The organism is Bradyrhizobium sp. 23AC, assembly GCF_054863025.1.
In genome coordinates this window covers 65415-90902 of sequence record NZ_JAVAYN010000006.1, presented here as the reverse complement: position 1 = coordinate 90902, position 25488 = coordinate 65415, and the positions used below count along the sequence as shown (strand labels likewise).

Sequence of the window (25488 nt, the reverse complement as noted above, 5' to 3'; positions counted from 1 at the left end):
CGCGGCAACCAATCAACAACACGGAAAACAGAGGAACTTCTATGAGATCGATGTGGCTCGTCCTTGCCTCAGCCTTGGTGCTGGCGGCCTCACCCGCAAAGGCGCAGGACGGCTATCCGTCCAAGCAGGTGACAGTGGTCGTTCCCTTCGCCGCCGGCGGCACCGCGGATATCTTCGCGCGGATGGTCTCCAACCATTTGCAGGCGAAGTTCGGCAAGCCCTTCGTGGTCGAGAATGTCGGCGGTGCCGGCTCGATCCTCGGCGTGACGCGGGTGGCGAAATCGGCGCCGGATGGCATCACGCTCGGTCTTGCCAGCACGTCCGCGCTTGCGATCAACCCGTCGCTCTACGGGCCGAAGCTCAGCTACCAGCCGGACAAGGACCTGGTGCCGGTCGCCGAGATCAGCGTCGTGCCCAACGTTCTCGTCGTCAATCCCAACAAGATCAAGGCGCGTACCGTGCCGGAGCTGATTGCCTATCTGAAGGCGAATCCGGACAAGGTCTCGTTCGGCTCGGCCGGCGTCGGCACCTCGCAGCATCTTGCCAGCGAGCTGTTCCAGCAGATGACCGGCACCAAGATGGTGCACGTGCCCTACAAGGGCTCCAGCCAGATGCTGACGGACCTGCTCAGCGGCCAGATCGATCTCGCCTTCGACAACGTTCCGCTGCTGTTGCCGCAGGTGAAGACCGGCCAGCTCGCGCTGCTCGCGACCGCAACGCCGAAGCGCGCCGCCTTCGATCCCGAAGCTCCGGCCGTTGCCGAATTCCTGCCCGGCTTCGAGGCGGTGGCCTGGCACGGTTTCATCGTGCCCGCGGGCACGCCCAAGCCGATCGTCGAAAAGCTCTCGGCCGAGATCCGCGCCTTCATGCAGCAACCGGAGACGGTGCAGAAGATGGCCGAGCTCGGTGCCACCGCGGTCGCCGTGGATTCCGAGCCGTTCGCGGCCTACATCAACGCTGAGACGGCGCGCTGGAAGAAGGTGATCGAGGCCGCCAACATCAAGCTGGAGTAGGGCGGCACGCGATGAGATAAGCCGGCCGCCGCATGTCGAGAGCGGCGGCCGCTTGTTCAGTGCCGGTCGCCGGTCTAAGTTCGCATCAGCCAACGGGTGCGGGGCTGATGGGGACTGTTCGTTTTCTGCTGGCGGCGATCGTCGTTGGATTTCATTGCCAATTTGGCGTCATTCACCAGACAATCGGAGGCTTGGCCGCTGTAGAAGTCTTCTACATCATCAGTGGCTTCTACATGGCCGCCGCCTATGAGCGGCACTATCCCGGACGGCCTGCTGCATTCTTCGCCAGCCGCTTCGCGAGGCTTTATCCGTTCTACCTCGCTGTCCTGGCAGCTACGTTCGCGCTACATCTGTGGAACCCGGCGAACGAGAGCGGCATCTTCAATTCCCTCCGAACGGAAGAGCGGCCCTATGTGATCAACCTGTCGCTGCTGGGTCTCGATCTCTATTCCGCCATGCACAGCACCACGTATCTCCTGGTTCCGCAGGCGTGGTCGATCAGTGCGGAGATCGTCTTCTACGCGCTGCTGCCTGCCTTGCTTCTCCTCAACAGAAAATGGCTCGTTGGGTTGGTGGTCGCTGCCTTCGCGATCAAGATGACCATTCTGCACGTCTACGAATGGAAATGGGCTTACTTCCCGTTTTACAGCCAGATCGGCTATTTCGGCACCGGCGTTGTGCTCTTCTCGTTGCGAGATCGCCTGACATGGTCGACGCGCGCGGGCTACTGGCTCGCGGCTCTCTACTGCCTCTATCTCCTCGGCGACGTCTATGCCGACGTCGACTATCACGGGGGCATCGTTCAGGGCGTGCCGCTGGTCGTCGCGACCTGCATCGTGATTCCGACGCTCTTCACGAGGATCAACGGACCGCTGTCGACCGCATTGGGTGATGCCTCCTATGGCGTCTATCTCTCGCATTTTCTCTTCATCCAGATCGCGATCAATCTGCAGTTCTTTGATCCGATCACGCTGACCAATCCGCACATTGTGAGCCATTGGCGAATTCTGTTTCAGACCCTGGGCATCCTGCTCGCATCCACCGTCGTTGCGCTCGTCTTCGAGTTCACGGTGCAGCGATGGATCGATCGGGCGCGCCGATCGCTGTTCTACAGCCGCAAAGAGCCGCAGGATTCCTTCGGGAAGGCTTGAGACAGTCCGTCTTGCCTGCGCGAACGCAGCGAGAACAACCCGACGATGTTCACAGAGGGGCTGGACCGCGAAGGTCAGCGCGGCTATATGAGCGGCCTGTGAGCCGCTGATTTGCAAAACTGTCAGCCCGCCTTGCAGGACTTCCGAAGAAAGCTCAGCGATTTCAAGCGCTTCGGTGGGGAATGGTGTAACGGTAGCACAACAGACTCTGACTCTGTTTGTCTTGGTTCGAATCCAGGTTCCCCAGCCAGTTCAGGGCACGCCCAAAGGTCCAGATCTCGAGGTCCCTCGGTGACAGTGACGGTCCATGGGCCGCGCCGCCGGTCGCGACCGTTTGCCTCATCTGAAATCGTATTTCCGCGGTCGGATCGCCGTGCTCTGCATCGTCCTTGGGTCACACAACTCAAGGAGATCCCTGATGCCCTATGTCGATGGTTTCGTTCTGGCTGTGCCGAAGGACAAGATCGAGGCCTACAAGGCGCTGTCGACGGCCGCCTGCGCGCTCTGGATGGAGCACGGCGCGCTCGATTATGTCGAATGCGTCGCTGACGATGTCCCCTATGGCGAGCTCACCTCGTTTCCGCGCGCGGTGATGGCGAAGGAGGACGAGGTCGTGGTGTTCGCCTGGATCGTCTACCGCGACCGGGAGACCCGCGATGCCGTCAACAAGAAGGTGATGGCCGACCCGCGGCTGAAGATGGAGGGCATGCCGTTCGACGGCAAGCGCATGATCTATGGCGGCTTCACGACCTTGCTCAGGGCGAGCGACGTCGTCAGCTGACAGGCGGGGGAGAAAGCCTATCTCGGAGGTGCGCGGTCGACTTCGGCCTGCAGCAGCAGCAACAGGCAACCGGCGAGCCGCGCCTCCATCCCCTTCGACGACAGCGATAGCGGGCCGGGATCGTTGAGGATCGCGTTCACCAGCGTGCCGAGCACCACCTGGAAGCCGAACGCGATGGCGCGGCTCTTGGCGGCCTTGCGGCCCTTGCCCATGGCCGGAAGCAGGAGAGGGGTGGCACGCGCAGTGGTCGCCTTTGCGAGCGCCTTGAACGGCGTCCATTTGTCGGGGCGGGTGTCGTCGTGCTGGAGGGCCGCACGCAACACCCCCTCGTGGTTGCGCATCCAGCCGATGATGCCGCTGACGATGATATGGCAGAGCCTGTCGAGGCCCGGATCGGGTGACGGCGGCCCAATCCCCGCAAGGCGCTCCTCGCCGTCGCGCGTGGCCAGCGCCATCAGCGCGTTGAAATAGGTCTCCTTGCTCTCGAAGCGGCTGTAGAAGGCGCCGACGGTGGCGCCGACTTCGGTGCAGAGCGCCTCGATCGAAAGTTCCGCAAGGCTGCGCGTCCTCAGCATCTCCGCGCCGGCGCGCAGCAGCGCCAGCGTAGTCTCCCGGCTGCGCTTCTGCCGCGACGGGGCGACGCCCGGCAGGTCGAAATCGCGAAGCTCCGGCTGGTCTGACCGTGGGCGCATCCGTGCTTGCATCCGCCAAAAATCATAATCATAATTCGGATTATAATTTAGGGCGAACCGCGCCGCGGGTCAACCGCGGATGCGAAGACAATGAAACACCGAATCCGACAGGGAGGATCAGATGAGCGCAGGCAGCGGCACGCCGTTCGGCGGCACCGTCGGCAAGACGGTTGCGGAGTCAAAACCCTGGTGGCCGGATGAGCCGAGGCCGCCCGAGGGGGCGCCGAACATCCTTGTCGTGCTGTTCGACGACGTCGGCTTCTCCGATTTCGGCTGCTATGGCTCGGCGATCAGGACGCCGACCATCGACAGGCTCGCCGCAGAGGGCCTGCGGTACAGCGGTTTCCACACCACCGCGATGTGCTCGACGACGCGCGCCGCGCTGCTCACCGGGCGCAACCATCACTCGGTCGGCGTCGGGTGCCTGGCCAATTTCGATTCCGGCTATCCGGGCTACCGCGGCAAGATCGCGCGCGAGGCCGCGACGCTCGCCGAGATGTTGCGTGTGCACGGCTATCGCAACTACATGGTCGGCAAATGGCACGTCACGCCGCTGACCGAGAGCGGCGCCACAGGTCCGTTCGACGGCTGGCCGCTCGGGCGCGGTTTCGATCGCTTCTACGGCTTCCTCGACGCCGAGACCGACCAGTACGCGCCGGAGCTCGTGTCCGACAACACGCATATCGATCCGCCGGGTACCTATGCCGACTGCTATCATCTGACCGAGGACCTGATCGACCAGTCGATCCGCTTCATCGGCGATCACGTCGCCGATCGTCCTGACGTGCCCTGGCTGACCTGGGTCGCACTGGGGGCCTGCCACGCGCCGCATCAGGCGCCGGCCGAGATCATCAGGAGCTATGACGCCGCCTTCGCGCATGGCTGGGACGTCGAGCGGGAGCTAAGGCTGTCACGGCAGAAGGCGATGGGCCTCGTGCCCGGGGATACGCGGATGCCTGCGCGCAATGACGGCGTGAAGGCCTGGGAGGAGCATTCGGCGGACGAACGCCGCGTCTTCACGCGCCTGCAGGCGGCCTTTGCCGGCATGCTCGACCATTCCGACCGCCATCTGGCGCGGCTGGTCGCATTCCTCGACACGGCCGGCATCCGCGACAACACCGTGATCATCGTGATGTCCGACAATGGCGCGAGCCAGGAGGGCGGACCGCTCGGCTTCGTCAACGCGATGGGACCATTCAACTTCAAGCCAGAGCCGATCGCGGAGAAACTTGCCCGCATCGACGACATCGGCGGGCCCGACACCCACAGCAATTTTCCGCATGGCTGGGCGATGGCCTCCAACACGCCGCTGCGGCGCTACAAGCAGAACACCCATGGCGGCGGCATCCGCGATCCCTTCGTCATCAACTGGCCGAACAGGATCGCGGCCAAAGGCGAGCTGCGGCACCAGTTCGTCCATGCCTGCGACCTCACGCCGACGCTGCTGGAGCTGATCGGCATCGAGGCGCCCGCGACAATCGCCGGCTGCCGGCAGATGCCGCTCGAAGGCGAGAGCTTTGCGCGTTCGATCTCGGATGCGTCGGCGCCGTCGAAAAGCTCGCCGCAATATTTCGAGATGTTCGGCCATCGCGGTCTCTGGCACGCCGGATGGAAGGCGGTCGCCTTCCATCCGTCGGGCACGCCGTTCGAGAACGACAAATGGGAGCTGTTCCATCTCGACGAGGATTTCTCGGAGACCAACGACCTCGCGACGAAGGAGCCGGAGCGTCTGGCGAAGATGATCGCGACATGGTGGGAAGAGGCCGAGAGGCACAAAGTGCTGCCCCTCGACGACCGCTTCGGGCCGCGCTTTGCCGAGAACGCCGCGCGCTTCCACGGTGCGCGCCACCGTTTCGTCTTCCACGCCGGCATGGGGCACGTGCCGACCGACGTCGCGCCTGATGTACGCAGCCGCAGCTACACGATCGAGGCGCATGTCGAGATCGGTGAGGCGGGTTCGGACGGCGTGCTGATCTCGCACGGCGATGCGACGTCGGGCTACAGCCTCTATGTCAGCGAGGGCCATCTCGTGCACGATCTCAACATCGGCGGCAGCCACCAGATCGTGCGGTCGGATCGCAAGGTTCCGTCTGGCGCGCGTCGTCTCGGCGTGCATGTCGAGCGCCTCGTGCGCAAGGAGGCGCCCGCAAAGGGCTCGCGCACCGGCGTCACCGAATACACGCTGCTGATCGACGGCGAGCCGGCTGGCTCGCTCCAGACCCAGCTCGGATTCCACACGCTGATCTCGTGGTCAGGTCTCGACATCGGCCGTGACCGCGGCAGCCCGGTGTCGCATTACGAGGCGCCGTTCGAATTCGCCGGACGGCTGCTGCGCGTCACCGTCACCATGCACAATGACCAGCGGCTCGACGGCGACGCCGTCGGCAACGCGCAGATGGCGCGGCAATAGGGCGAAGTGCGTTACTTGATCTTGTCGTAGGCGGAAGCGAAATCGCCCAGCGGCATCGGGATCGCAATCGTCTCCTTGGCCATGTTCTGGAAGGAGACCTTGAGCTGCTTGCCCGACCGCAACGCGGCAAGCAGGTCCGGCGCGATCGGCGCCGAGGCGTAGCAGCCGCGGTTCTCGCAGGTCTGGATCTGGAGGTCGACCGTCTTGCCTTCGTCGACCTGGAGCTTGGCGCCGATGGGAAGGTTGAGGCCGAGCGGTAATTGCAGCAGGGCCACCGGCGTGCGGGTGTCGGTCGCGATGCGGATGTTGATCAGGACGATGGTCTGGCCGGTCTTGGTCAGCACCGCGTTCTGCTCCATCGCACATTCGAGCGGCGCGTCACGGCTGGCGCTGGTGCAACGCACGATCCAGCCGGGCTGTTGCGCCGGCGCGCCATCAGCCTGTGGCTGCGTCGGAGCCGGTGCCGGCTGTGCCGCAGGGGCGGGGGCGTTCTTCTTGGCCTGTTGGGCATACGCGGCGCCCAAGGGCAACAGGACAGCTGCGGCGAGGGCGACAAGTCTGGATTGCATGAGCATGGCGAAACCGCGTTGGCGTGAACCGGGGGCCTCGCTGTAGCGTCGCCGGAAGCGCCGTGCAAGCCGCTACTCGGCAGCTTCCTTAACGGTGCCGTGCTCGACCGCCTCGCCGCCTTCGCCGTCACCCGAACGGCCCCAGCCCGAGAACCAGTTGTTGAGCTCGTCGAGATAGAGATAGACCACCGGCGTGGTGAACAGCGTCAGCGCCTGGCTGACGATCAGGCCGCCGACCATGGCGTAGCCGAGCGGCTGGCGGATCTCGGCGCCGGTGCCGTGACCGAGCATCAGCGGCACGCCGCCGAGCAGCGCGGCCATCGTCGTCATCATGATCGGGCGGAAGCGGAGCAGGGCGGCCTGGCGGATCGATTCCGCCGGCGTCTTGTGCTCGTCTCGCTCGGCGGCGATGGCGAAGTCGACCATCATGATGCCGTTCTTCTTCACGATGCCGATCAGGAGAATGATTCCGATCAAGGCAATGAGGCTGAAGTCGAAGCCGGCCGCCATCAGGATCGCGAGCGCGCCGACGCCGGCCGAGGGCAGCGTCGACAGAATCGTGATCGGATGGATGTAGCTCTCGTAGAGGATGCCGAGGATCAGGTAGACCACGACGAGCGCGGCAAGGATCAACAGCGGCACAGTGCCGAGCGATTGCTGGAACGCCTGCGCCGTGCCCTGGAAGCTCGAATTCAGCGTCGGCGGCGCGCCGAGATCTGCCATCGCCTTCTGCACGGCTTCCGTCGCCTGGCCGAGCGCGACGCCCTGGCCGAGGTTGAAGCTGATGGTGATCGCCGGGAATTGGCCCTGGTGGCTGATCGAAAGCGGACGGACCGGATCGGTGGTCCAGGTCGCGAAGGTCGATAGCGGGACCTGATCGCCCGTCAGCGGCGACTTCAGATAGAGCTTGTTCAGGCTGTCGAGATTCCCCTGCATCTCCGGCAGGATCTCGAGGATCACCTTATAGGTGTTGAGCTGGGTGAAATACTGCGTGATCTGCCGCTGTCCGAAGGCGTCATACAGCGTGTCGTCGATCAGCTGCGGCTGGATGCCGTAGCGCGCGGCGGTGTCGCGGTTGATCTTGAGCTGAACCGTGGTGCCCTGGGTCTGCTGGTCGGTCGCGACGTCGCGCAGCTCCGGCAGCGTCTGCATCTTGGCGAGGATTTTCGGCGCCCACTCGTTGAGCTCGGCGAGATCGGCGTCCTGCAGCGTGAATTCGAACTGCGTTCGCGTCGGCCGTCCGCCGAGCCGCACATCCTGGGCTGCCTGCATGTAGACGCGGGCGCCCTCGACCTTGTCGAACTGGGGACGCAGTCGCGCGATGATCTGCTGAGCCGAGGCATCGCGCTTGTCGCGAGCCTTCAGCGTGATGAATATGTTGCCGTTGTTGCCGGCGCGGCCGCTGCCGCCGATCGACATGGCGACGCTGGCAACATCGGGATCGGCGAGGATGATCTTGCCGAGCTGTTCCTGACGCCGGGTCATCTCCTTGAACGAAATGTCCTGCGAGGCTTCCGAGGTGGCGGTGATCAGGCCGACATCCTGCTGCGGGAAGAAACCCTTCGGGATCAGGACGAACAAATAGATCGACAGTCCGAGCGTGGCGAAGAAGATCGCCAGCGTGGTGCGCCGCCAGGCCAGGGCGTGATCGAGAACGTATTCGTAGCCGCGCAGCATCGCGTCGAAGGCGCGCTCGCTCCATTGATAGAACCGGCCGTGGCGCACCTCGCCATGGGCGCGCAGGAAGCGCGAGGCCATCATCGGCGTCAGGGTCAGCGACACGAACATCGAGACGAAGATGGTCATCGCCAGCACGACGGCGAATTCGCGGAACAGGCGCCCGATGATGCCGCCCATCAAGAGCAGCGGAATCAGCACTGCGACCAGCGAGATGCTGATCGACACGATGGTGAAACCGATTTCCTTCGAGCCGCGGAAGGCCGCCGCCATCGGCGATTCGCCTTCCTCGATGTAGCGCGTGATGTTCTCGAGCATCACGATGGCATCGTCGACGACGAATCCGACCGCGATGGTGAGCGCCATCAGCGATAGATTGTCGAGGGAATAGCCGACGACCCACATCAGCGCGCAGGCGCCGAGCAGCGCCAGCGGAACCGTGATGGCGGGAATGACGGTGGCCCAGAAGCTGCGCAGGAAGATGAAGATGACCATGACCACGAGCGCGATGGTCAGCAGCAACGTGAACTGGACGTCCTCGACCGCGGCGCGGATGGTCGTGGTACGGTCACTGATGAGCTCGATCTTGATGGCGGGCGGGATCGCCGCCACGAGGCGGGGCAGGGTCGCCTTGATCCGATCGACGGTCTCGATGACGTTCGCGCCCGGCTGCTTGAATATCACCAGGAACACGCCGCGCTTGCCGTTGGCCCAGGCCGCCTGCTTGGCGTCTTCAGCGGCGCTGACCGCCTGGCCGATGTCGCGGATTCGCAACGGAGCGCCGTTGCGATAGGCGATGATGACGTCGTTCCAGTCCTTCGCGTGCGTGAGCTGGTCGTTGGCATAGATCGTGTAGGCGCGCTTTTCGCCGTCGATATTGCCCTTCGGACTGTCAACCGTGGTGATCGCGATCTGGCTGCGTACGTCCTCCATCGACAGGCCCTTGGCGACTAGCTTCGCCGGATCGACCTGGACGCGGATGGAGGGTTTCTGCTGGCCGCCGATGAAGACCTGGGCGACGCCGGAGAGCTGGCTGATCTGCTGGGCGAGCTGGGCGTCGACCGCGTCGCTGACGCTGGTCAGAGGCAACGTCTCCGATGTCGCAGACAGCAGCAGGATCGGCGCATCAGCCGGGTTGACCTTGCGGTACGTCGGCGGCGACGGCAGGTTCTTCGGCAGCTGGCCGCTGGCGGCGTTGATGGCGCCCTGCACGTCATTGGCGGCACCGTCGATGCTGCGGTTGAGATCGAACTGGATGGTGATCGACGCGGTGCCCAGATAGCTCGTCGAGGTCATCTGCGCGATGCCGGGAATCTGCGCAAACTGCCGCTCCAGCGGCTGCGCCACCGACGAAGCCATCGTCTCGGGGCTGCCGCCCGGCAAATTGGCGGTGATCTGGATGGTCGGGAAGTCGACCTGCGGCAGCGGTGCGACCGGGAGCAGGGGATAGGCGACGAGACCGACGAAGAGGATGCCGGCCATCAGCAGCGAGGTGCCGATGGGATAACGGATGAAAGGTGCCGAAATCCCGCCCTCGGTCATTCCTGTCGTACCTTGTTCTGGGCCGGGTTCGAACTCGCCACCGTCGTCGAGACGAGGCTTCCGGGCTGCACCTTGAACTGGCCGCCGGTGATCACCTGCTGACCGGGGCTGAGCCCTTCTTCGATGACCGAATGTCCATCGATGGCGTAGCTGACCTTGACCTTGTGCACCTCGGCCTTGTTGTCCTGATTGACGGTATAGGCGTAGAGGCCGTTGGTCGAATGCTGGACCGCGTCATCCGGAACCACGGTCGCATCCTTCAGCGTCCGCACCAGAAGCCGCGTCGAGACCGACTGGCCCGGCCACAGCGTGTGGTCCTTGTTGTCGAACACCGCCTTGAGCCGGATCGTTCCGCTGCTGGTGTCGACCTGATTGTTGATGACCGCAAGCTTGCCCTCGGCCAGCGTCTTCTTGCCGTCGGTGGTGAAGGCGATCACCTTGAGCGCGCCGCTCTTCTGGCCTTCGGTGATATAGGGCAGCTGGTCTTCCGGCGCGGTGAAGATCACGGAGATCGGCTCGACCTGCGAGATCGTGACGATGCCCGTCTGCGTCGAGGCGTTGACGATGTTGCCGATGTCGACCTGGCGCAGGCCGGCGACGCCGGTGATCGGCGCCTTGACCTGGGTGTAGTCGAGCTGGGTCTGGGCGTTGGCGATCGCGGCTTCGTCGGCGGCGATCTGGGCGGTGAGCTGGGCGACGGTCGAGCGCTGGGTGTCGACCCGCTGGGCAGTCGCGAATTCGCCGAGCTTCATGGCGCGCTGAAGTTCGAGATTGGCGTTGGCGAGACTAGCCTCGTCCTGCTCCTTCTTGGCCTTGGCCTGGTCGAGCGTGGCTTGATAGGGACGGGGATCGATCGAGACCAGAAGTTCGCCCTGCTGGACGATCTGGCCTTCGCGGAAGGCGAGCTTGTCGATCTGGCCATCCACGCGGGTGCGGACTTGCACGGTGTTGAACCCCTGAACCGTGCCGAGACCGGTCAGGTAGACCGGGAAATCGACCTTCTGAACCGGGGCAACGCTGACGGGGACGGCGGGCGGGCGGGGTGGACCCTTCTGGGCGGTCTGGGTTTTTCCAGCCTGGGGGGCGCCGAATTTCTGCCAACCATAGTAACCCGCAGAGGCCACGGCCGCGATGATCAGAATCCAGAGGATCGGCCGGGACTTTTTCATATCGTCTCGTGTCGGCTCTTGTGCCCTCAGCTACGAATTATGGGGCAATCGTAGGGTTCCATAGCGTTTGTATAATACACGCCAAGTTCCAGTGTAAACAGCACTATCCGTTGAGAATCCTAAACAATTGGCAAGCTTTGCACCGTCTGGGCAGTGGTCTGGCGCGGCGGTGTGCAGTGCTGCATTTTCCCGGCAGGTGCGTTCGGCGAGCAAACCCCAAACAGCACTCCCAGGCGGTGTGCTCAGGCCGAACGACGCGAGTGCGAGCCGCAGGTCGGTGCCCGTAACAAGAATGGTTCTAAGTCGGGCGGAAGCCGTTTCGGTTGTCAGGAATTTCGGCATCGTCCATATCGGCGCCGCCACAAAGGGAGCGCAGGATGGACGAGCTGAACGGCAAGCTGATCGCGTGTCAGATTCTGATCACGGGATTGATCGCGCGTGTCGCCAATGAGCAGCGCGATCCCTTGCGCTTCCTCACCGACTTCCGGGACGAGATCAAAGCCGTCGTGAACGGCGTCAACATCGCCGGCATGGACAGCACCGATCGCGTGCGCGCCGTTGCGCTGAAAACCGTCGATGAATTGTTTTCGCTGATGAAGCCGCCGAGCAGCGATTGATGTTGTGAGCGAGACCGTCGATTGCCGCGCATCGGCGCGCTGTCTTTTAGAACGAGTCCAATGTCAGTTTAGAACGGTTTCAAACTGTAGTTTAGAATTGTTTTGAACTGGACTGATTCAAGGGTTCTTGCGAGGCGCTCGCATTGACCCGCTATTTTGCGGTCGATACCAACAACCCACCGTTCGTCGAAGTGAATGAGCGAACAGGAAGATGGGGCGTTTGGTAATGGGGCAGGTGGTCGCACCGAAGTCGTTGCGTTCGGTCGCAGCATTCGGTCTGGTGGATGAAAAATTCGCAAGCGTTTCCGGCAAGAAGGTCTCGGCAGTTGCGAGCTTGATCGCGGTGGCGTCGGTGTCGAGTGGCGCGCAGGCGCAGCAGTCGAACCTGCCGCCGGTGACGGTCGATGCTCCCGTCGAACGTCCGCGTCCAGCGTCGTCGAAGCCCTCGCCGGAGCAAGTCCGCGCCCGCAACGCGATTCGTCGGGCCGCGCAGCGCGAGCAGGCGGCACAGCAGACGGCGCCGACAACGCCGTCAGGCGCTCCCGACGGAAATCCCTATGCCGATCCGGCCGCGCCCTACAAGGTCGACCACGTCCAGGCCAGCGGCAAGTTTCCCGAGAAGATGCTGAACACGCCCAAGTCGATCACGGTGCTCAGCAAGGAAGTGCTCGAGGACAAGAACGCGACGACGCTGAAGGAGATCGGGCGCTCGACCGCGGGCGTGACGCTGGGCTCGGGCGAGGGCGGCAACGCGTTCGGCGACCGTTTCTTCATCCGCGGCTTCGATGCGCGCAATGACGTGTTCATCGACGGCATCCGCGATCCCGCCGTATCCATCCGCGAGAACTTCTTCACCGAGCAGATCGAGATTCTGCGCGGGCCGGCATCCTCCTACGCGGGCCGCGGCACCGCCGGCGGTGCCATCAACATCGTCACCAAGCAGGCTGGCGACGTCAACTTCAAGCGCATGGATACCGAGTTCGGCACCGATCAGACCAAGCGCGTCACGCTCGATGTCAACCAGGTCATCGACCCGACCTTCTCGGTGCGCACCGGCGGCCTGTTCCAGGATGCCAACGTCGCCGGCCGCGATTATGTGACCGACAATCGCTGGGGCACCTTCATCTCGACCAAGTACACCCCGACCAACGATATCAAGATCACCACGAACTACGTCCACACCGACCTCAGCGGTCTGCCGGATTTCGGCGTGCCCTATTACAGGCAGGGCAATGTGCCGGTGACCTCGGCCGGTATTCCGCGCGGCAACTGGTACGGCTTCCTCAATCGCGACTTCCAGACGGCGCGGCAGGATTTCGGCACCGGCACGATCGAGTACAAGGTCAACGATGCCATCACGCTGACCAGCAAGGTGCGCGGCGAGCATTCTGTGCTCAACTATATCGGCACGCTGCCGCAGAACCCGATTACGACCAGCCCCAATCCGATGCTCTGGACTACGACGGCGAGCGCGCAGAGCCGCTTGCAGAACGTGGACGTGTGGACCAATCAGAACGAGGCTACGTTCAAGCTCGATACTGGCGGGGTCAAGCACACCGCCGTGTTCGGCGTCGAATATTCGAACGAGAACATCTCGATCGACCGCTACGCCGGCCTCGCGTCGGAACTGGCCGGAAGCCCCTTCACGAGCACCGGTGCCGTCACGGGGGTCAATCTCTACTCCCCGCAATATACCAACATTCCCTTCGGCATTCCGGGGCTCGTCGGAAATCCGACGCGCTACGGCGTCAACACCAGCAGCGTGTATGTCATGGACACCGCGAACTGGCAGGACACGATCATCGTCAACGGCGGTATCCGCTACGACGGCTACAGCCAGAGCGCGTCGACGAACTCGGCCTACCTCAAGCAGAACAACGATCTCGTCAATTACAACGTCGGCTTGGTCTACAAGCCAATGTCGATCGGCAGCGTCTATGCAGCCTACGCGACCTCGGCCAATCCGTTCGGCTCGGAGCTTGACGCGACCGGTACCGACTACGGTGGTGTTCCCGCCAACTCGACCATCCTGCTCGGACCCGAGCGCAACAAGGCGATCGAGGTCGGTACCAAATGGGAGCTTGCTGATCGCCATCTGCTGGTGACCGGCGCGCTGTTCCAGACCACCAAGGACAACGCGCGCGAGACCGTCAGCGGCCTGCTTACCTCGGGCGCTGCCTACAGGATCCAGGGCATCGACATCGAAGCCGAGGGTAAGATCACCGATCGCTGGAGCATCTTCGGCGGCCTGGTGTTGATGCAGTCCAAGGTCACGCAGAGCGGCGTTGCCTCGAACATCGGCTTGCAGCTTGCCAATATCGCCCACCAGTCGTTCAGCATGCTGACCAAATACAAGTTCGACGATGGCTGGGAGCTTGGCGGACAGGCGGTGTATCGCTCGAAGGTCTATGGCGGCACGTTCGCGGCCAACACCAACGAATTGCCGAGCTATTGGCGCTTCGATGCGTTCGTCGAGAAGAAGATCGACAAGAACTGGACGATGAAGTTCTACGCCCAGAACCTGACCAACAAGCTGTATTACGACTCGTTCTATCGCAGCGCCGTGCCGTTCGTCGCAGTCGCGCCGGGCAGAGCGTTCTACCTCGTGACCACAGCGAAGTTCTGATCATGTTGACGTGCCTGCCTGGCGTTCTCAGCAAGGATGATGTGGCGGATTTCCGCCGCATCATGGACGCAAGCGCATGGGAGGACGGCCGGTCCACCGCCGGCGCGCAGTCGGCGATGGTCAAGCGCAACGAGCAATTGCCGCCCGATAGCGAAGTCGCGCGCAAGCTCGGCAACCGCATCATCTCGGCGCTGACATCGAACCCGCGTTTCATCGCGGCGGCTATACCGCTCCAGATCTTCCCGCCGCTGTTCAACCGCTATGCGGCGGATAGCGGCCACCATTTCGGCCTGCATGTCGACAATGCGATCCGCGGCGACCGTCTGACCGGCCTTCGCATCCGCACGGACCTGTCGGTGACGCTGTTCCTCGCCGAGCCGGAAGAGTACGACGGTGGCGAACTTGTGATCGAGGACACTTACGGCTCGCACGAAGTCAAGTTGCCAGCCGGCGACTGCGTGCTCTATCCCTCGACCAGCCTCCACCTCGTCACGCCCGTGACGAGGGGAACACGGGTTGCGTCTTTCTTCTGGCTTCAGAGCATGATACGGGACGATCAAGCCCGGAGCATGATCTTCGACCTCGACACCGCGATTCAGGCGCTGGTGGACCGGCTCGGGCGTGACGATCCCGAAACGGTCAAATTGACGGGTATCTATCACAACCTCATTCGCTACTGGGCCGAAGTATGAAGACCATGACCTTCCAAGCAAGCCTTGCCGCAGCTTTGATGCTGACGGCCGCCTGGCTCGCATCCCCCGTTTCGGCCCAGACACAACCCCCCTCGGCACCGGCGCAGTCGACGGCTCAGCCGGCCCCGGTCGCTCCGGCGGCGCCCGCGGCCACCACGCCTGCGGTCCCGGCGCCTTCGGCTTCGACGGCAGCCACCCCGGTTGCTCCGACGGCGCCCTCCGCCGCCGCCGTTTCGACCACCGCGAAGCCTGATGCCAAGCCCGATGCGTCGGCCGGCATCGCGCCGGCGATGAAGGAATTGTCGCCCTGGGTGATGTTCATGTCGGCGGACGTCATCGTGAAGGCGGTGATGATCGGGCTCGCCTTCGCGTCGCTGATGACCTGGACCGTCTTCATCGCCAAGTCGATCGAGCTGTCGGTCGCATCCTCCAAGCTTCGTTCGGCGCTGAAGAAGGTTGCGGAGACGCGCTCCCTCGCCGAAGCGCAGATGGCGCTCGGAGCCAAGGAGGGCATCCTGCCGTCGTTCCTGACGGCGGCCCTGCGCGAGGCGCGGATGTCGGCCGGCCTGTCCAGCGACGCCGGTATCAAGGACCGCGCCGCCTCCAGCTTTTCCGAGATCGTGCGCGCCGAGGCGCGGCGGATCCGCATCGGCATGGGCGTGCTCGCGACCATCGGCTCGACCTCGCCCTTCGTCGGCCTGTTCGGCACGGTCTGGGGCATCATGAACAGCTTCATCGGCATCTCGAAGTCGCAGACCACGAACCTCGCCGTTGTCGCGCCCGGCATCGCCGAAGCGCTGCTCGCCACCGCGATCGGCCTCGTCGCCGCGATCCCGGCCGTCATCATCTACAACCACTTCTCGCGCGTGACGAAGAGCTATCTCGAGCTCGTCAGCCGTGCCTCGGGTGCCGCGGGGCGGCTGCTCTCGCGTGATCTCGACCGCAGCCACGGCAGCGTTCATTCGCGCGCAGCGGAGTGAGCCATGGGCGTTTCGCTCGCAGACAATGATGACGACGACGATTTCTCGGAAACGCATGACATCAACGTCACGCCGTTCATCGACGTCATCCTGGTGCTGCTGATCATCTTCATGGTCGCAGCTCCGCTCTCCACGGTCGACCTGCCGATCGATCTGCCGACGTCGAGCGCGACGCCGCAGAAGAAGCCGGACAAGCCGACCTATCTCAGCATCAAGCCCGACCTGACGCTTGCCATCGGGGAAAACCCGGTTCACCGGGCCGAGTTGATCGGGACGCTCGACGGACTGTCCGACATGAGCAAGGATAAGTACGTGTTCCTGCGTGCCGACAAGTCGGTACCGTATGGGGAGTTGATGGGCGTCATGGAGCTCTTGCGTTCAGGCGGCTATACGCGGGTGAAGCTGGTGGCGCTGGAAGGCGCGCCGGGGGCGCCTGCGGCAGGCGCGGCTCAGCCTTAGAGGCCCGCATGTCGGACGAACACAGACCATCTCGGAAGCTCTGGATCCTGGCGGCGGTGGCCGCGCTCGTGCTCCATTTGGGTGGTGCTGCGCTCGCGCTGGCTCATTTGCGCGCTGACGACGACGGCGACGGCCTGGGTGCGAACGGTGCGGAATTCGCCGTGGAGATGGCATCGCCCAAGGCGCCCGAAACCGATCTGCCGCCCGGGCCCGACAGCGAAGCGATGCAGGAGCAGCAGGCGCTTCCTGAGCAGAAGGCCGAGACCAAGGAGACGGAGCTTCCAAAGGACCAGTCGCAGCAGGTCGAGGATCCCGACCGCGTCGTGACCGAGAACAACGCGAAGAAGCCGACCGAAGACGATCCGAAAATTCAAGCGATCGAAACGCCGGCCGCCGAAGCCTCGCCGAAATCGGTTGCGACGGCACGGCAGACGCTCGAGGAGGACGCGCGCGAAGCCGAGAAGGCACTGGCGCCCGTCATCGGCATTGGCAAGGACATCCTGAAGCTGACCGCCGACTGGAACCGCAAGATCAGCGCGCATTTGTCGCTGCACAAGATCAATCCGGAAGGCAAGCAGCCCAATAACCAGAAGGTCAAGGTGAGCTTCGCGATCAACCGGAAGGGCAACGTGCTGTCGGTGGATGTGGTGGAGTCATCAGGGGATTCAGCCTACGACGCGGCCGCGGTCTCGATCGTCCGCAAGTCGGATCCGATCCCGCAGCCGCCTGCCGGGCTGACCGAGGACCGGTTCGAGCGGACCGTCGATATCATCTTCACGCCGGCCGACGCGAAAAAGAAGAAGACCGCTCAGCGCCAGTAGAGCCGGATGCCGACATAGACGACGACCAGGCAGGCGAAGATCAGCGCCACCGGGAGCGGCCGTTTCTGGGTTCCAGCTGCCGCACCAGCCCCGAAAAAGCTGGTCGTCTTTGGCTTCGGCGCCGGACGGCGGAAAGCGGTAACATTGTCCGCCGCTGCTTCAGGCGGGCGAGGGCGGACGTCGGGTGCCGCCCCCGCACCGCCCATCTCGGCATAATAGGCCTTGTAGATCGCACCGATGGTCGCCTCGGTGGCCTCGCCCTCGCTCATCTGCGCCAGCAGGTTCTGGTAGCTCGCCAGAAACTCCTGGGCTTCCGGCGGCAGCGCGGACGCCCCATTGAGCTTGGCCATCATCTTCCAGGTGGCAAAATCGGCGCGGGCGCGGGTGTCCGCGCGTCGCGCGATCAGCATATCGGCAGCTTTGACCAAGTCGGCCTCTGGCCCTTCGGCTTAAAGTTCGGGTGGCTGTTCAACTACGCATTGCCGGTCAGGAAGAGAACAGCCTGAATCACATAACCGGTCAACGTTCGCAGTATTGCTGAAATAACATCAAGATTTAGACCGAACTGGGAACCTGCAAGAGGCAGCAGGATCAACAGGCCGATCAGGATCAGCATCCCGAACGGCTCGAGCCGGGCCAGCGGCATGGCGAGCGGGCGGGGCAACAGCCCGACCGCGACGCGCCCGCCATCGAGCGGCGGGATCGGCATCATGTTGAAGACCGCGAGGATGGCGTTGATGATGAGCCCATTCTTGAGGTTGTCGGCGACCCATTTCGCCGAGCTTGCGGGGACAAGGGGCAGGGCGTGGAAGGCGAGGGCCACTGCAAGCGCCAGCAGGATGTTGGTGACCGGCCCGGCCAGCGCCACCCAGACCATGTCCAGTTTGGGGTTGTTCAGCTTGCGGAAATTGACCGGCACTGGCTTGGCATAGCCGAACAGGAACGGCGAATGCGTAAAGAGCAGCATCGCCGGCAGGATCACGGTGCCGAATGGGTCAATGTGGCGGAGCGGGTTGAAGCTAACGCGGCCGAGCCGCGAGGCCGTGTCGTCCCCGAGCCGGTCCGCGACGAAAGCGTGCGCAGCCTCGTGGAAGGTGATGGCGAGCACGAGGGGAAGCACCCAGACGGAAAGGTCATAGAAGGAAATGTTCACGGCTCGTCCGTCCCGGTTTGCCAGCGCGCTTCGCAAAGCAGGCCGTATAGGGCCACAATCCTTCACGATCCACCGTTATATGGCGTCCAATTCCGAAATTGCCCGTTGCAAATGATCCGCCAGGTGGGTGCCTGCGGTCGACAGGTCGCTCGCGCGGTGGAGGCGTATCTCCGCCGCCGGCAACGGCGGCATGCCGTCACGATCGGACAGCGCACGTAGGCTCGGCGGCAAGGTCCCGGCCTTCACCACCGTCACTGCGAGGCCTTGAGCCGCGATCGTCTCGACCGCTGCGAGCGTCCGGCTGACATAGGCGAGACGCCAAGGCAGGTCCGCGGCGTCGAGCGCGTCCGCAGCCCACTGGCGAAACAGACAGCCCGGCGGGTAGAGCGCCATGGGAAGGGGACACTGCGCCGCGGTCCGATAGGATGGGGCGGCCGCCCAGACCGCCTGTTCGCGCCTCAATAACTCGCCATCGCCGCATCCTTGCGGATGCATGGCGATGACGAGGTCGTAGGCCTCGCCGAGCCGCGCCGGCATCGTCGCGGTCAGTCCCGTCTCGATCTCGACCCGGACTAGTGGATGGTGCTTGGCAAAGCTCGCCAGCAGGGGCGGAATGACGAGGGTGCCGTAATCGTCCATCACGCCGAGGCGGACTACGGCGTCGGCCTTGCGCGCGCGGAGCGCGCCGACGGCCTCCGCGTTGAGTGCGAGAATGCGCCGCGCATAGGCGCGCAGCTCTTCGCCCGTCGCGGTCGGCACGACGCCAGCCCTGGTGCGCTGAAACAGCTTGGTGCCAAGCCGCTCCTCCAGCCGCCTGATCTGGACGCTCACCGCCGATTGCGTGCGATTGAGCACATGGGCCGCGCGCGTGAACGAACGATGCTCGTCGACCGCGAGAAACGCCTTCAGCAGGTCGGGATCGAGATCGGGTGTGCTCATGACGAAAACTTATCCCAGCATCACGGAAATTCCATTCCCTGTTTCGGCGTGCCTCGTATGCTGCCTTCGAAGTATCGACGGGAGGAATCGTGGGCGAAATCTCCGGCGTTCTGGCGGCCGTACTGTCGAGCGGTCTTGGCGGCACCTCGATCGGCGCCACGCGCTATCTCGTGAGCAACCTCGATCCGCTGGCGATCGGTTCGTTCCGCTTCGGCATCGGCTTCCTCTTGCTGCTGCCCCTGACGCTATTGCGCGGCGATCGCTGGCCACCGCGCGCGGACTGGGCCGCCGCGACCGGGCTCGGCATGCTGTTCTTCGCTTTGTTTCCGATCCTGTTCAATGCATCGTTGATCTTCACGACTGCCGCGCGCGGGGCGCTCGCCTTATCCACGCTGCCGCTATTATCCCTCGTGATCGGGGCCGCGCTTGGTGCCGAAGCGCTGACCTGGCGCAAATCGATCGGCGTGGTGATTGCAACCTTTGGCGTCGCGGTCGCGCTGCTCTCCGACCTGAGCTCGGCGCCATCGGGCGCATGGCGCGGTGACCTCTTGATGATGGCGGCCGCACTGTGCATGGCACTGTATGGTATCTGGTCGAAGCCACTGATCCGGCGCTCCAGCCCGATCGCCTTCACCACCATGAGCATGGCCGCCGGCGCAGCCTGCCTCATCCTGCTCTCCTGGATTCGCGGCAGCTTTGCGCCGGTCGCGGGCTTCGGTGCACCGCAATGGCTGGCGGCTCTCTATCTCAGTGCATTCGGCGCGGCGCTGACCTTCTATCTCTGGGCTTTCGCGCTGGAGCGGACGACGCCGACGCGTGTCGCGATCTCGGTGACGGTCAACCCGATCACGGCGTCGCTGGTCGGCGCTTGGCTGCTGAACGAGCCGTTGCGCTGGAATCTGGCGGCCGGGATCGTCGCGGTCTTTGGCGGGATCTGGATCGCGACGACAATGGGTCGGCGGGCGCCGACGTCAAGCGCGCCTGCGTCAGGCCAAGCCTGACATCACGCCGGGATCGTTCCCGGATATTGCACCAGGCCGTCGTCGAGCTTGAGCCAGGCGGGCTTTTCCGAGATCCAGAAGTGCTCGGTCGGCGCGAAGGCATTGCGGTCGTCGAAAACGGAGAGGGACACGCCCGCCAGCGTACCATTGCGCCGCCACGCGAACAGGCGGGTGCCGCAGCGCTTGCAGAACACGCGGTCGATGTTCTCCGACGACGCATAGCGCTCCGTCTCGCCCTCGACGCTCAGCGCGCGCTGGTCGAACTGCGCACGGGCGAAGAAGGGCGAGCCCATCGCCTTCTGACACAGGCGGCAATGGCAGACGCGAACGTTGAGCGGCTCGCCCTCCGCCTTGAACCGCACCGCGCCGCACAGGCATCCACCTTCCCGGGTCATGATGTCCTCAATAGGTTGCGCGCCCGCCCGAGATGTCGAACACGGCGCCGGTCGAGAAGGCACAATCTTCGGACGCGAGCCAGGCCACCATCGCGGCGAGCTCTTCGACCAGCACGAAGCGCGCCTTTGGAATCTTCGACAGCATGAAGTCGATATGCTGCTGCGTCATCTGGTCGAAGATCGCGGTCTTGGCCGCGGCCGGCGTGACCGCATTGACGAGGATATCATGCGCGGCGAGCTCCTTGCCGAGCGACTTTGTCAGCGCGATCAGGCCGGCCTTGGACGCCGAATAGTGCGAGGCGTTCGGGTTGCCTTCCTTGCCGGCGATCGAGGCGATGTTCACGATGCGCCCGTATTTCTGCTTGAGCATCGCGGGCACGATGGCCTTGCAGACGATGAAGGGACCGTCGAGGTTGATGCGCAGCACCTTGCGCCATTCCTCCAGATCGGTCTCCCAGACCGGCTTGTTGACGCCGGCGATGCCGGCGTTGTTGACGAGGATGTCGATCTTGCCGAACGTGGCGAGCGTCGCATCGCGCGCCTGCTCGACGGCTGCGGTGTCGGTGACATCGACCTTGAAGACCTTGGTCTCGCCGCCGATCTCTTTCGCCGTCTTCTCGGCCAGCGCGGCGTCAAAATCCCAGATCCCGACCTTGGCGCCAGAGGCGGTGAGGCGCTCGGTGATGGCGCGGCCAAAGCCCTGCGCGCCGCCGGTGACGATGGCGACGCGGCCGTTGAGGTCGATCTTGTTCATGCCGGGTGCCTCTGGGATCAGAGCATGTAGCCGCCGTCGACGACGAGGTCGACGCCGGTGGTGAAGGCGCTCTCGTCACTGCCGAGATAGACCGCCATCGATGCGATCTCGTCGGCGGTGCCGAGCCGGCCCATCTTCTGGCGGGAGATGAACATCTCCTTGCCTTGCGGTCCCTGTGCGGCGGCGCGGTCGAGCATCGAGGGGGTCTCGACGGTGCCGGGGCAGATCGAGTTGCAGCGGATGCCCTTGGTGATGAAGTCGAGCGCGACTGCGCGCGACAGCAGCGACACTGCCGCCTTCGACGAGCTGTAGACGTAGCGGTTCGCCGGCGGCCGCAGCGCTGCGCAGGACGAGATGTTGACGATGCTGCCGCCGCCGCCCGCGATCATGTCGGGCAGGAAGGCCCTGATGGTCCGGTGCATCGACTTGACGTTGAGGTCGAACGAGAAATCAAAATCCTCTTCCGAGCACTCCAGGATGGTGCCGTGATGCACGAAGCCGGCCGCATTGAGCAGGATGTCGATCTTGCCGATACGCTTGGCAAAGGCGTTGACGTCGGCGGTGTTGCGCACGTCGAGCTTTGCGACCTCGGCGATGCCTTCCTTGGTCAGATCAGCGATGCCGGCCTCGTTGATGTCGGTGGCGATGACGGTTGCGCCTTCACGCGCGAATGCAAGGGCGCATGCGCGCCCGATGCCGGCGGCTGCAGCCGTGACGACGGCGCGTTTGCCCTTGAGGCGGTCTGCCATGTTGTTTTCTCCTGATATCCTCATTGCGTAGCCGGGATGAACGCGCGAGCGCGATATCCGGGAACGGGGTGTCCCGGGTGTAGCTTCGCTCACCCGGGCTACATGTACCTAACTCAGTGATTATCCCGCGCCACACCAAAGGTGCCGGCGACGTTCTGGTAGCGCGTGGCGAGCTCCATGCAGGCGCCGGTCGATTGCTGGCCGACGGTGTTGCGATAGATCTCCTGCCACGGCGTCTGGTTCTGCGGATGCTTGAAGCCGCCATTGGCCTTGAGCTCGGCGTGACGCTTCTTCAGCTCCTCGTCCGAGATCAGGATGTTGGCGCTGCCCTTGTTGAGGTCGACGCGGACCTTGTCGCCGGTCTTGAGGATCGCAAGCCCGCCATTGGCGGCGGCTTCCGGCGAGGCGTTCAGGATCGAGGGCGAGCCCGAGGTGCCGGACTGGCGGCCGTCGCCGATGCAGGGCAGGGACAGGATGCCGCGTTTGATCAGCGCTGCCGGCGGCTGCATGTTCACGACCTCGGCGCCGCCAGGGTAGCCGATCGGCCCGGTGCCGCGGATGAACAGCACGCAGCGCTCGTCGATGTCGAGCGAGGCGTCGTCGATCCGCTCGTGATAGTCCTCCGGACCCTCGAACACGATGGCGCGGCCCTCGAATGCGTTAGGGTCTTTCGGATTGCTGAGATAGCGGTCGCGGAATTCCTTGGAGATCACTGAGGTCTTCATGATCGCGGAATCGAACAGATTGCCCTTCAGCACCAGGAAGCCGGCATCCTTCACCAGCGGCTTGTCGTAAGCCCAGATCACGTCGTTGTCGGGGACCGGCGCGTCCTTGCAGTTCTCGCCGATGCCGCGGCCGTTGACGGTGACGGCGTCTTCGTGGATGCGCTTGTGCTTCATCAACTCGCGCACCACGGCAGGCACGCCGCCGGCGCGGTGGAATTCCTCGCCGAGATAGAAGCCGGCCGGCTGCATGTTGACCAAGAGCGGCACGTCGTGGCCGACCTTCTGCCAGTCCTCGATGGTGAGCTCGACGCCGATGTGGCGGGCCAGCGCGTTGATGTGGATCGGCGCGTTGGTCGAGCCGCCGATCGCCGAATTGATCACGATGCAGTTCTCGAACGCCTTGCGGGTCAGGATGTCCGAGGGCTTGAGGTCTTCCCAGACCATCTCGACGGCGCGCTTGCCGGTCTCGTAGGCGATCTGGCCGCGCTCGCGATAGGGCGCGGGGATCGCCGCACATCCCGGCAGCGAGAAGCCGAGCGCTTCGGCAAGACCGTTCATGGTCGAGGCGGTGCCCATGGTGTTGCAATGGCCGACCGAGGGCGCCGACGAGGCCACGATCTCCATGAACTCTTCATAGTCGATCTCGCCCGCGGCGAGCCGCTCGCGCGACTTCCAGACGATGGTGCCGGAGCCGGTGCGCTCGCCGGCGTGCCAGCCGTTCAGCATCGGGCCGCCCGACAGCACGATCGCGGGCAGGTTGACGGTCGCAGCCGCCATCATGCAGGCCGGCGTGGTCTTGTCGCAGCCGGTGGTGAGCACGACGCCGTCGAGCGGATAGCCGTAGAGGATCTCGACCAGGCCGAGATAGGCGAGGTTGCGGTCGAGCGCGGCGGTCGGGCGCTTGCCGGTCTCCTGGATCGGATGGGTCGGGAATTCCATCGCAATGCCGCCGGCCTCACGGATGCCCTCGCGGACGCGATGGGCAAGCTCGATATGGTGGCGGTTGCAGGGGGAGAGGTCGTTGCCGGTCTGGGCGATGCCGATGATCGGCTTGCCGGACTGCAGCTCGGCACGGGTGAGGCCGTAATTGAGGTAGCGCTCCATGTAGAGCGCCGTCATGCCCGGATTATGCGGGTTGTTGAACCATTCCTGCGAACGAAGGTGGCGGCGGGAGCCGTTGCCGGCGGGCGCATGCCCATTGGTTGGCTTTTTTGTCATTGGTTTCTCCTGCAATGCAAACGCACTGGCGTCCGTCCATTTACATCAGTCTTGGGGTGTCGGCTTGTGCGATGCCCAATGACGCCAATGACGGATCGCTGGCCCGCTGGCGGGTCGTTTCCTCACAAATGCGATACTAGTCATGGCTACTTGGTAACGCTACCATTTTGTTCGCCGCGCCTGCCCCTGAAACGGTCGGCCTGCTGTCCGAATGGCGCGGCGATGAGCTTTGCCGCTCGATCACCCTGAAGCCGAGATCGAGCACCGGCTGCTCCGGACGCCGTCCGTCGATCGCCTCGATCAGCATGGTGGCGGCCGTCTTGCCCATCTCGTAGCGGTTGGTGCGCACGCTGGTGAGGGTGGGGACGGCGGAGGCCATGAATTCTAGGTCGTTGAAGCCGACGATCGCGATCTGCTCGGGGACGGCGATCTCCCGGCGCCGGCATTCGAACAGCACGCCGAGCGCAAGGTCGTCATTGGCGCAGAACACCGCATCGAGATTGGGCTCGCGCGCCAGGAGATCGGTGAACAGCGCGCCGCCCAGCGTCACCGAGGTCGGTGTCGCCGTGGTGACGACGAGACGCTGCTCGAAAAGTGCGGCATCCTTCATCGCCGAGACATATCCGTCCAGCCGCCGCTGCACCCGCGGGTCCATGCGCGCACCGACGAAGCCGATCTTGCGGCGGCCCTGCTCGAACAGGTGCGCAACCGCTGCGCGGGCTGCATCATAGTGCGAAAAGCCGATCATCATGTCGACCGGATCGGGGCCGATCTCCATGATCTGAACGATCGGGCAATCCGCGGCCTCCAGCATGGCGCGCGATTCCGTGGTCTGGTCGATGCCGGTGACGATCAGCCCGGCCGGCTTCTGCGCGAGAAACAGTCGCAGCAGCTTCTCTTCCTGGAGGATGCTGTAGCGCGTGTTGGACAACTGGATCGAGTAACGGCTGCCTTCGGATGCATCGTAGATGCCGCGCAGCACGTCCGAGAACACGTTGTTGGTGAGGGAGGGGATCAAGACACCGATGACCTCGGTGCGTTGCGAGGCCAGCGCGCGGGCCGCAAGGTTGGGCACATAGCCGAGCTCCTTGGCGGCGCTCTCGACCCGCGTCCGCTTGCCGATCGACAGGGCCTCCGGATTACGGAAGAAGCGGGACGCCGTAATCGGGCTGACTCCGGCAAGCTCGGCGACTTCCGCCAGCCGGATCTTGCCTGACTTGGTGCGTTTTCGACCCATTTGCTGCTCTTAACACAGTCAGTCCCGCAAACAAAGGAACGTTGACAGCGCTACCAGCAACGACTAACCAAAGACAAATTGCCAAAACCGCACAAACTGCCGACAATGTTGCCCGCTA

The 25488-nt window shown here is 64.0% G+C and carries 23 protein-coding genes and 1 tRNA gene; 12 read left to right on the top strand and 12 right to left on the bottom strand.

The features are described 5' to 3' along the window. Positions 1-41: 41 nt before the first annotated feature. From RAD10_RS16330 to RAD10_RS16315, 4 genes are all read left to right on the top strand, one after another. Complete coding sequence (locus RAD10_RS16330; protein ID WP_461618319.1) at positions 42-1013, top strand: Bug family tripartite tricarboxylate transporter substrate binding protein; 972 nt, start codon at positions 42-44, stop codon at positions 1011-1013. Between the two features lie 32 nt (positions 1014-1045). Further along, the gene (locus RAD10_RS16325; protein ID WP_461618318.1) at positions 1046-2164 is read left to right on the top strand and encodes an acyltransferase family protein; all 1119 of its coding nucleotides are present in this window, start codon (positions 1046-1048) and stop codon (positions 2162-2164) included. A 176-nt stretch (positions 2165-2340) separates the two neighbouring features. Next, a tRNA-Gln gene (locus tag RAD10_RS16320) sits at positions 2341-2414 on the top strand. 168 nt (positions 2415-2582) lie between these two features. Beyond that, positions 2583-2945, top strand: coding sequence for a DUF1428 domain-containing protein (locus RAD10_RS16315; RefSeq protein ID WP_461618317.1), 363 nt, complete (start codon positions 2583-2585; stop codon positions 2943-2945). Positions 2946-2962: 17 nt separating this feature from the next. On the opposite strand, the gene RAD10_RS16310 is transcribed toward RAD10_RS16315, so the two are convergent. Beyond that, complete coding sequence (locus RAD10_RS16310) at positions 2963-3637, bottom strand: TetR/AcrR family transcriptional regulator (RefSeq protein ID WP_461618316.1); 675 nt, start codon at positions 3635-3637, stop codon at positions 2963-2965. A 121-nt stretch (positions 3638-3758) separates the two neighbouring features. On the opposite strand from RAD10_RS16310, the gene RAD10_RS16305 reads away from it, so the two are divergent. Further along, entirely contained in the window at positions 3759-6047 is a 2289-nt protein-coding gene (locus RAD10_RS16305; protein WP_461618315.1) for an arylsulfatase, read from the top strand. Positions 6048-6058: 11 nt separating this feature from the next. On the opposite strand, the gene RAD10_RS16300 is transcribed toward RAD10_RS16305, so the two are convergent. The 3 genes from RAD10_RS16300 to RAD10_RS16290 all read right to left on the bottom strand — a co-directional run bounded on the left by RAD10_RS16300 (position 6059) and on the right by RAD10_RS16290 (position 11004). Further along, the gene (locus RAD10_RS16300) at positions 6059-6622 is read right to left on the bottom strand and encodes an invasion associated locus B family protein (protein ID WP_461618314.1); all 564 of its coding nucleotides are present in this window, start codon (positions 6620-6622) and stop codon (positions 6059-6061) included. A 66-nt stretch (positions 6623-6688) separates the two neighbouring features. Further along, positions 6689-9835 (bottom strand): multidrug efflux RND transporter permease subunit, encoded by a 3147-nt coding sequence (locus RAD10_RS16295; RefSeq protein WP_461618313.1) that lies wholly within the window; start codon positions 9833-9835, stop codon positions 6689-6691. Beyond that, positions 9832-11004, bottom strand: a complete 1173-nt coding sequence (locus RAD10_RS16290; RefSeq protein ID WP_461618312.1) for an efflux RND transporter periplasmic adaptor subunit — start codon at positions 11002-11004, stop codon at positions 9832-9834. The genes RAD10_RS16295 and RAD10_RS16290 overlap by 4 nt, the downstream gene beginning before the upstream one ends. A gap of 377 nt (positions 11005-11381) precedes the next feature. Between RAD10_RS16290 and RAD10_RS16285 the strand changes: the two genes are divergently transcribed. From RAD10_RS16285 to RAD10_RS16260, 6 genes are all read left to right on the top strand, one after another. Beyond that, positions 11382-11621 carry a hypothetical protein gene (locus RAD10_RS16285; protein ID WP_018319817.1) on the top strand — a complete coding sequence of 80 codons (240 nt, stop codon included), beginning with the start codon at positions 11382-11384 and terminating at the stop codon, positions 11619-11621. 226 nt (positions 11622-11847) lie between these two features. Next, on the top strand, positions 11848-14247 hold the full coding sequence (locus tag RAD10_RS16280) for a TonB-dependent receptor (protein ID WP_461618572.1): 2400 nt from the start codon (positions 11848-11850) through the stop codon (positions 14245-14247). 2 nt (positions 14248-14249) lie between these two features. Then, positions 14250-14939 carry a Fe2+-dependent dioxygenase gene (locus tag RAD10_RS16275; protein ID WP_028145173.1) on the top strand — a complete coding sequence of 230 codons (690 nt, stop codon included), beginning with the start codon at positions 14250-14252 and terminating at the stop codon, positions 14937-14939. Then, positions 14936-15919 carry a tonB-system energizer ExbB gene (gene exbB / locus RAD10_RS16270; protein ID WP_461618311.1) on the top strand — a complete coding sequence of 328 codons (984 nt, stop codon included), beginning with the start codon at positions 14936-14938 and terminating at the stop codon, positions 15917-15919. The genes RAD10_RS16275 and exbB overlap by 4 nt, the downstream gene beginning before the upstream one ends. Positions 15920-15922: 3 nt before the next feature. Next, positions 15923-16378 (top strand): TonB system transport protein ExbD, encoded by a 456-nt coding sequence (gene exbD, locus RAD10_RS16265; protein ID WP_461618310.1) that lies wholly within the window; start codon positions 15923-15925, stop codon positions 16376-16378. 8 nt (positions 16379-16386) lie between these two features. Beyond that, the gene (locus RAD10_RS16260; RefSeq protein ID WP_104463066.1) at positions 16387-17199 is read left to right on the top strand and encodes an energy transducer TonB family protein; all 813 of its coding nucleotides are present in this window, start codon (positions 16387-16389) and stop codon (positions 17197-17199) included. Here the strand turns inward: RAD10_RS16260 and RAD10_RS16255 are convergent. From RAD10_RS16255 to RAD10_RS16245, 3 genes are all read right to left on the bottom strand, one after another. Then, positions 17187-17609 (bottom strand): hypothetical protein, encoded by a 423-nt coding sequence (locus RAD10_RS16255; RefSeq protein ID WP_091955167.1) that lies wholly within the window; start codon positions 17607-17609, stop codon positions 17187-17189. The genes RAD10_RS16260 and RAD10_RS16255 overlap by 13 nt on opposite strands. A gap of 62 nt (positions 17610-17671) precedes the next feature. Next, positions 17672-18352, bottom strand: a complete 681-nt coding sequence (locus RAD10_RS16250; protein WP_461618309.1) for a site-2 protease family protein — start codon at positions 18350-18352, stop codon at positions 17672-17674. A 75-nt stretch (positions 18353-18427) separates the two neighbouring features. Further along, positions 18428-19291, bottom strand: coding sequence for a LysR family transcriptional regulator (locus RAD10_RS16245; protein ID WP_461618308.1), 864 nt, complete (start codon positions 19289-19291; stop codon positions 18428-18430). 89 nt (positions 19292-19380) lie between these two features. On the opposite strand from RAD10_RS16245, the gene RAD10_RS16240 reads away from it, so the two are divergent. After that, positions 19381-20292 carry a DMT family transporter gene (locus tag RAD10_RS16240; protein ID WP_461618307.1) on the top strand — a complete coding sequence of 304 codons (912 nt, stop codon included), beginning with the start codon at positions 19381-19383 and terminating at the stop codon, positions 20290-20292. 2 nt (positions 20293-20294) lie between these two features. Here RAD10_RS16240 and RAD10_RS16235 read toward each other — a convergent pair whose 3' ends face one another. The 5 genes from RAD10_RS16235 to gntR all read right to left on the bottom strand — a co-directional run bounded on the left by RAD10_RS16235 (position 20295) and on the right by gntR (position 25370). Next, the gene (locus RAD10_RS16235; protein ID WP_461618306.1) at positions 20295-20687 is read right to left on the bottom strand and encodes a GFA family protein; all 393 of its coding nucleotides are present in this window, start codon (positions 20685-20687) and stop codon (positions 20295-20297) included. 7 nt (positions 20688-20694) lie between these two features. After that, positions 20695-21441, bottom strand: coding sequence for an SDR family NAD(P)-dependent oxidoreductase (locus tag RAD10_RS16230; protein WP_461618305.1), 747 nt, complete (start codon positions 21439-21441; stop codon positions 20695-20697). 17 nt (positions 21442-21458) lie between these two features. Continuing rightward, a complete protein-coding gene (locus RAD10_RS16225) occupies positions 21459-22190 on the bottom strand; it encodes an SDR family oxidoreductase (protein ID WP_461618304.1) in 732 nt (243 codons plus the stop codon). A 113-nt stretch (positions 22191-22303) separates the two neighbouring features. Then, positions 22304-24133: an IlvD/Edd family dehydratase gene (locus tag RAD10_RS16220; protein WP_183237261.1), complete on the bottom strand. Its 1830-nt coding sequence runs from the start codon at positions 24131-24133 to the stop codon at positions 22304-22306. A 136-nt stretch (positions 24134-24269) separates the two neighbouring features. Then, complete coding sequence (gene gntR, locus RAD10_RS16215) at positions 24270-25370, bottom strand: HTH-type transcriptional regulator GntR (RefSeq protein ID WP_461618303.1); 1101 nt, start codon at positions 25368-25370, stop codon at positions 24270-24272. Positions 25371-25488: the final 118 nt, after the last annotated feature.

Bases quoted from the DNA above. Each gene is read 5' to 3' on its own strand.
- RAD10_RS16295 (WP_461618313.1), bottom strand. From the start codon at position 9,835: ATGACCGAGGGCGGGATTTCGGCACCTTTCATCCGTTATCCCATCGGC.
- RAD10_RS16325 (WP_461618318.1), top strand. From the start codon at position 1,046: ATGTCGAGAGCGGCGGCCGCTTGTTCAGTGCCGGTCGCCGGTCTAAGT.
- RAD10_RS16275 (WP_028145173.1), top strand. From the start codon at position 14,250: ATGTTGACGTGCCTGCCTGGCGTTCTCAGCAAGGATGATGTGGCGGAT.
- RAD10_RS16230 (WP_461618305.1), bottom strand. From the start codon at position 21,441: ATGAACAAGATCGACCTCAACGGCCGCGTCGCCATCGTCACCGGCGGC.
- RAD10_RS16220 (WP_183237261.1), bottom strand. From the start codon at position 24,133: ATGACAAAAAAGCCAACCAATGGGCATGCGCCCGCCGGCAACGGCTCC.
- RAD10_RS16315 (WP_461618317.1), top strand. From the start codon at position 2,583: ATGCCCTATGTCGATGGTTTCGTTCTGGCTGTGCCGAAGGACAAGATC.
- gntR (WP_461618303.1), bottom strand. From the start codon at position 25,370: ATGGGTCGAAAACGCACCAAGTCAGGCAAGATCCGGCTGGCGGAAGTC.
- RAD10_RS16245 (WP_461618308.1), bottom strand. From the start codon at position 19,291: ATGAGCACACCCGATCTCGATCCCGACCTGCTGAAGGCGTTTCTCGCG.
- RAD10_RS16255 (WP_091955167.1), bottom strand. From the start codon at position 17,609: ATGCTGATCGCGCGACGCGCGGACACCCGCGCCCGCGCCGATTTTGCC.
- RAD10_RS16305 (WP_461618315.1), top strand. From the start codon at position 3,759: ATGAGCGCAGGCAGCGGCACGCCGTTCGGCGGCACCGTCGGCAAGACG.
- RAD10_RS16290 (WP_461618312.1), bottom strand. From the start codon at position 11,004: ATGAAAAAGTCCCGGCCGATCCTCTGGATTCTGATCATCGCGGCCGTG.
- RAD10_RS16225 (WP_461618304.1), bottom strand. From the start codon at position 22,190: ATGGCAGACCGCCTCAAGGGCAAACGCGCCGTCGTCACGGCTGCAGCC.
- RAD10_RS16310 (WP_461618316.1), bottom strand. From the start codon at position 3,637: ATGCGCCCACGGTCAGACCAGCCGGAGCTTCGCGATTTCGACCTGCCG.
- RAD10_RS16300 (WP_461618314.1), bottom strand. From the start codon at position 6,622: ATGCTCATGCAATCCAGACTTGTCGCCCTCGCCGCAGCTGTCCTGTTG.
- exbD (WP_461618310.1), top strand. From the start codon at position 15,923: ATGGGCGTTTCGCTCGCAGACAATGATGACGACGACGATTTCTCGGAA.
- exbB (WP_461618311.1), top strand. From the start codon at position 14,936: ATGAAGACCATGACCTTCCAAGCAAGCCTTGCCGCAGCTTTGATGCTG.
- RAD10_RS16260 (WP_104463066.1), top strand. From the start codon at position 16,387: ATGTCGGACGAACACAGACCATCTCGGAAGCTCTGGATCCTGGCGGCG.
- RAD10_RS16235 (WP_461618306.1), bottom strand. From the start codon at position 20,687: ATGACCCGGGAAGGTGGATGCCTGTGCGGCGCGGTGCGGTTCAAGGCG.
- RAD10_RS16330 (WP_461618319.1), top strand. From the start codon at position 42: ATGAGATCGATGTGGCTCGTCCTTGCCTCAGCCTTGGTGCTGGCGGCC.
- RAD10_RS16280 (WP_461618572.1), top strand. From the start codon at position 11,848: ATGGGGCAGGTGGTCGCACCGAAGTCGTTGCGTTCGGTCGCAGCATTC.
- RAD10_RS16285 (WP_018319817.1), top strand. From the start codon at position 11,382: ATGGACGAGCTGAACGGCAAGCTGATCGCGTGTCAGATTCTGATCACG.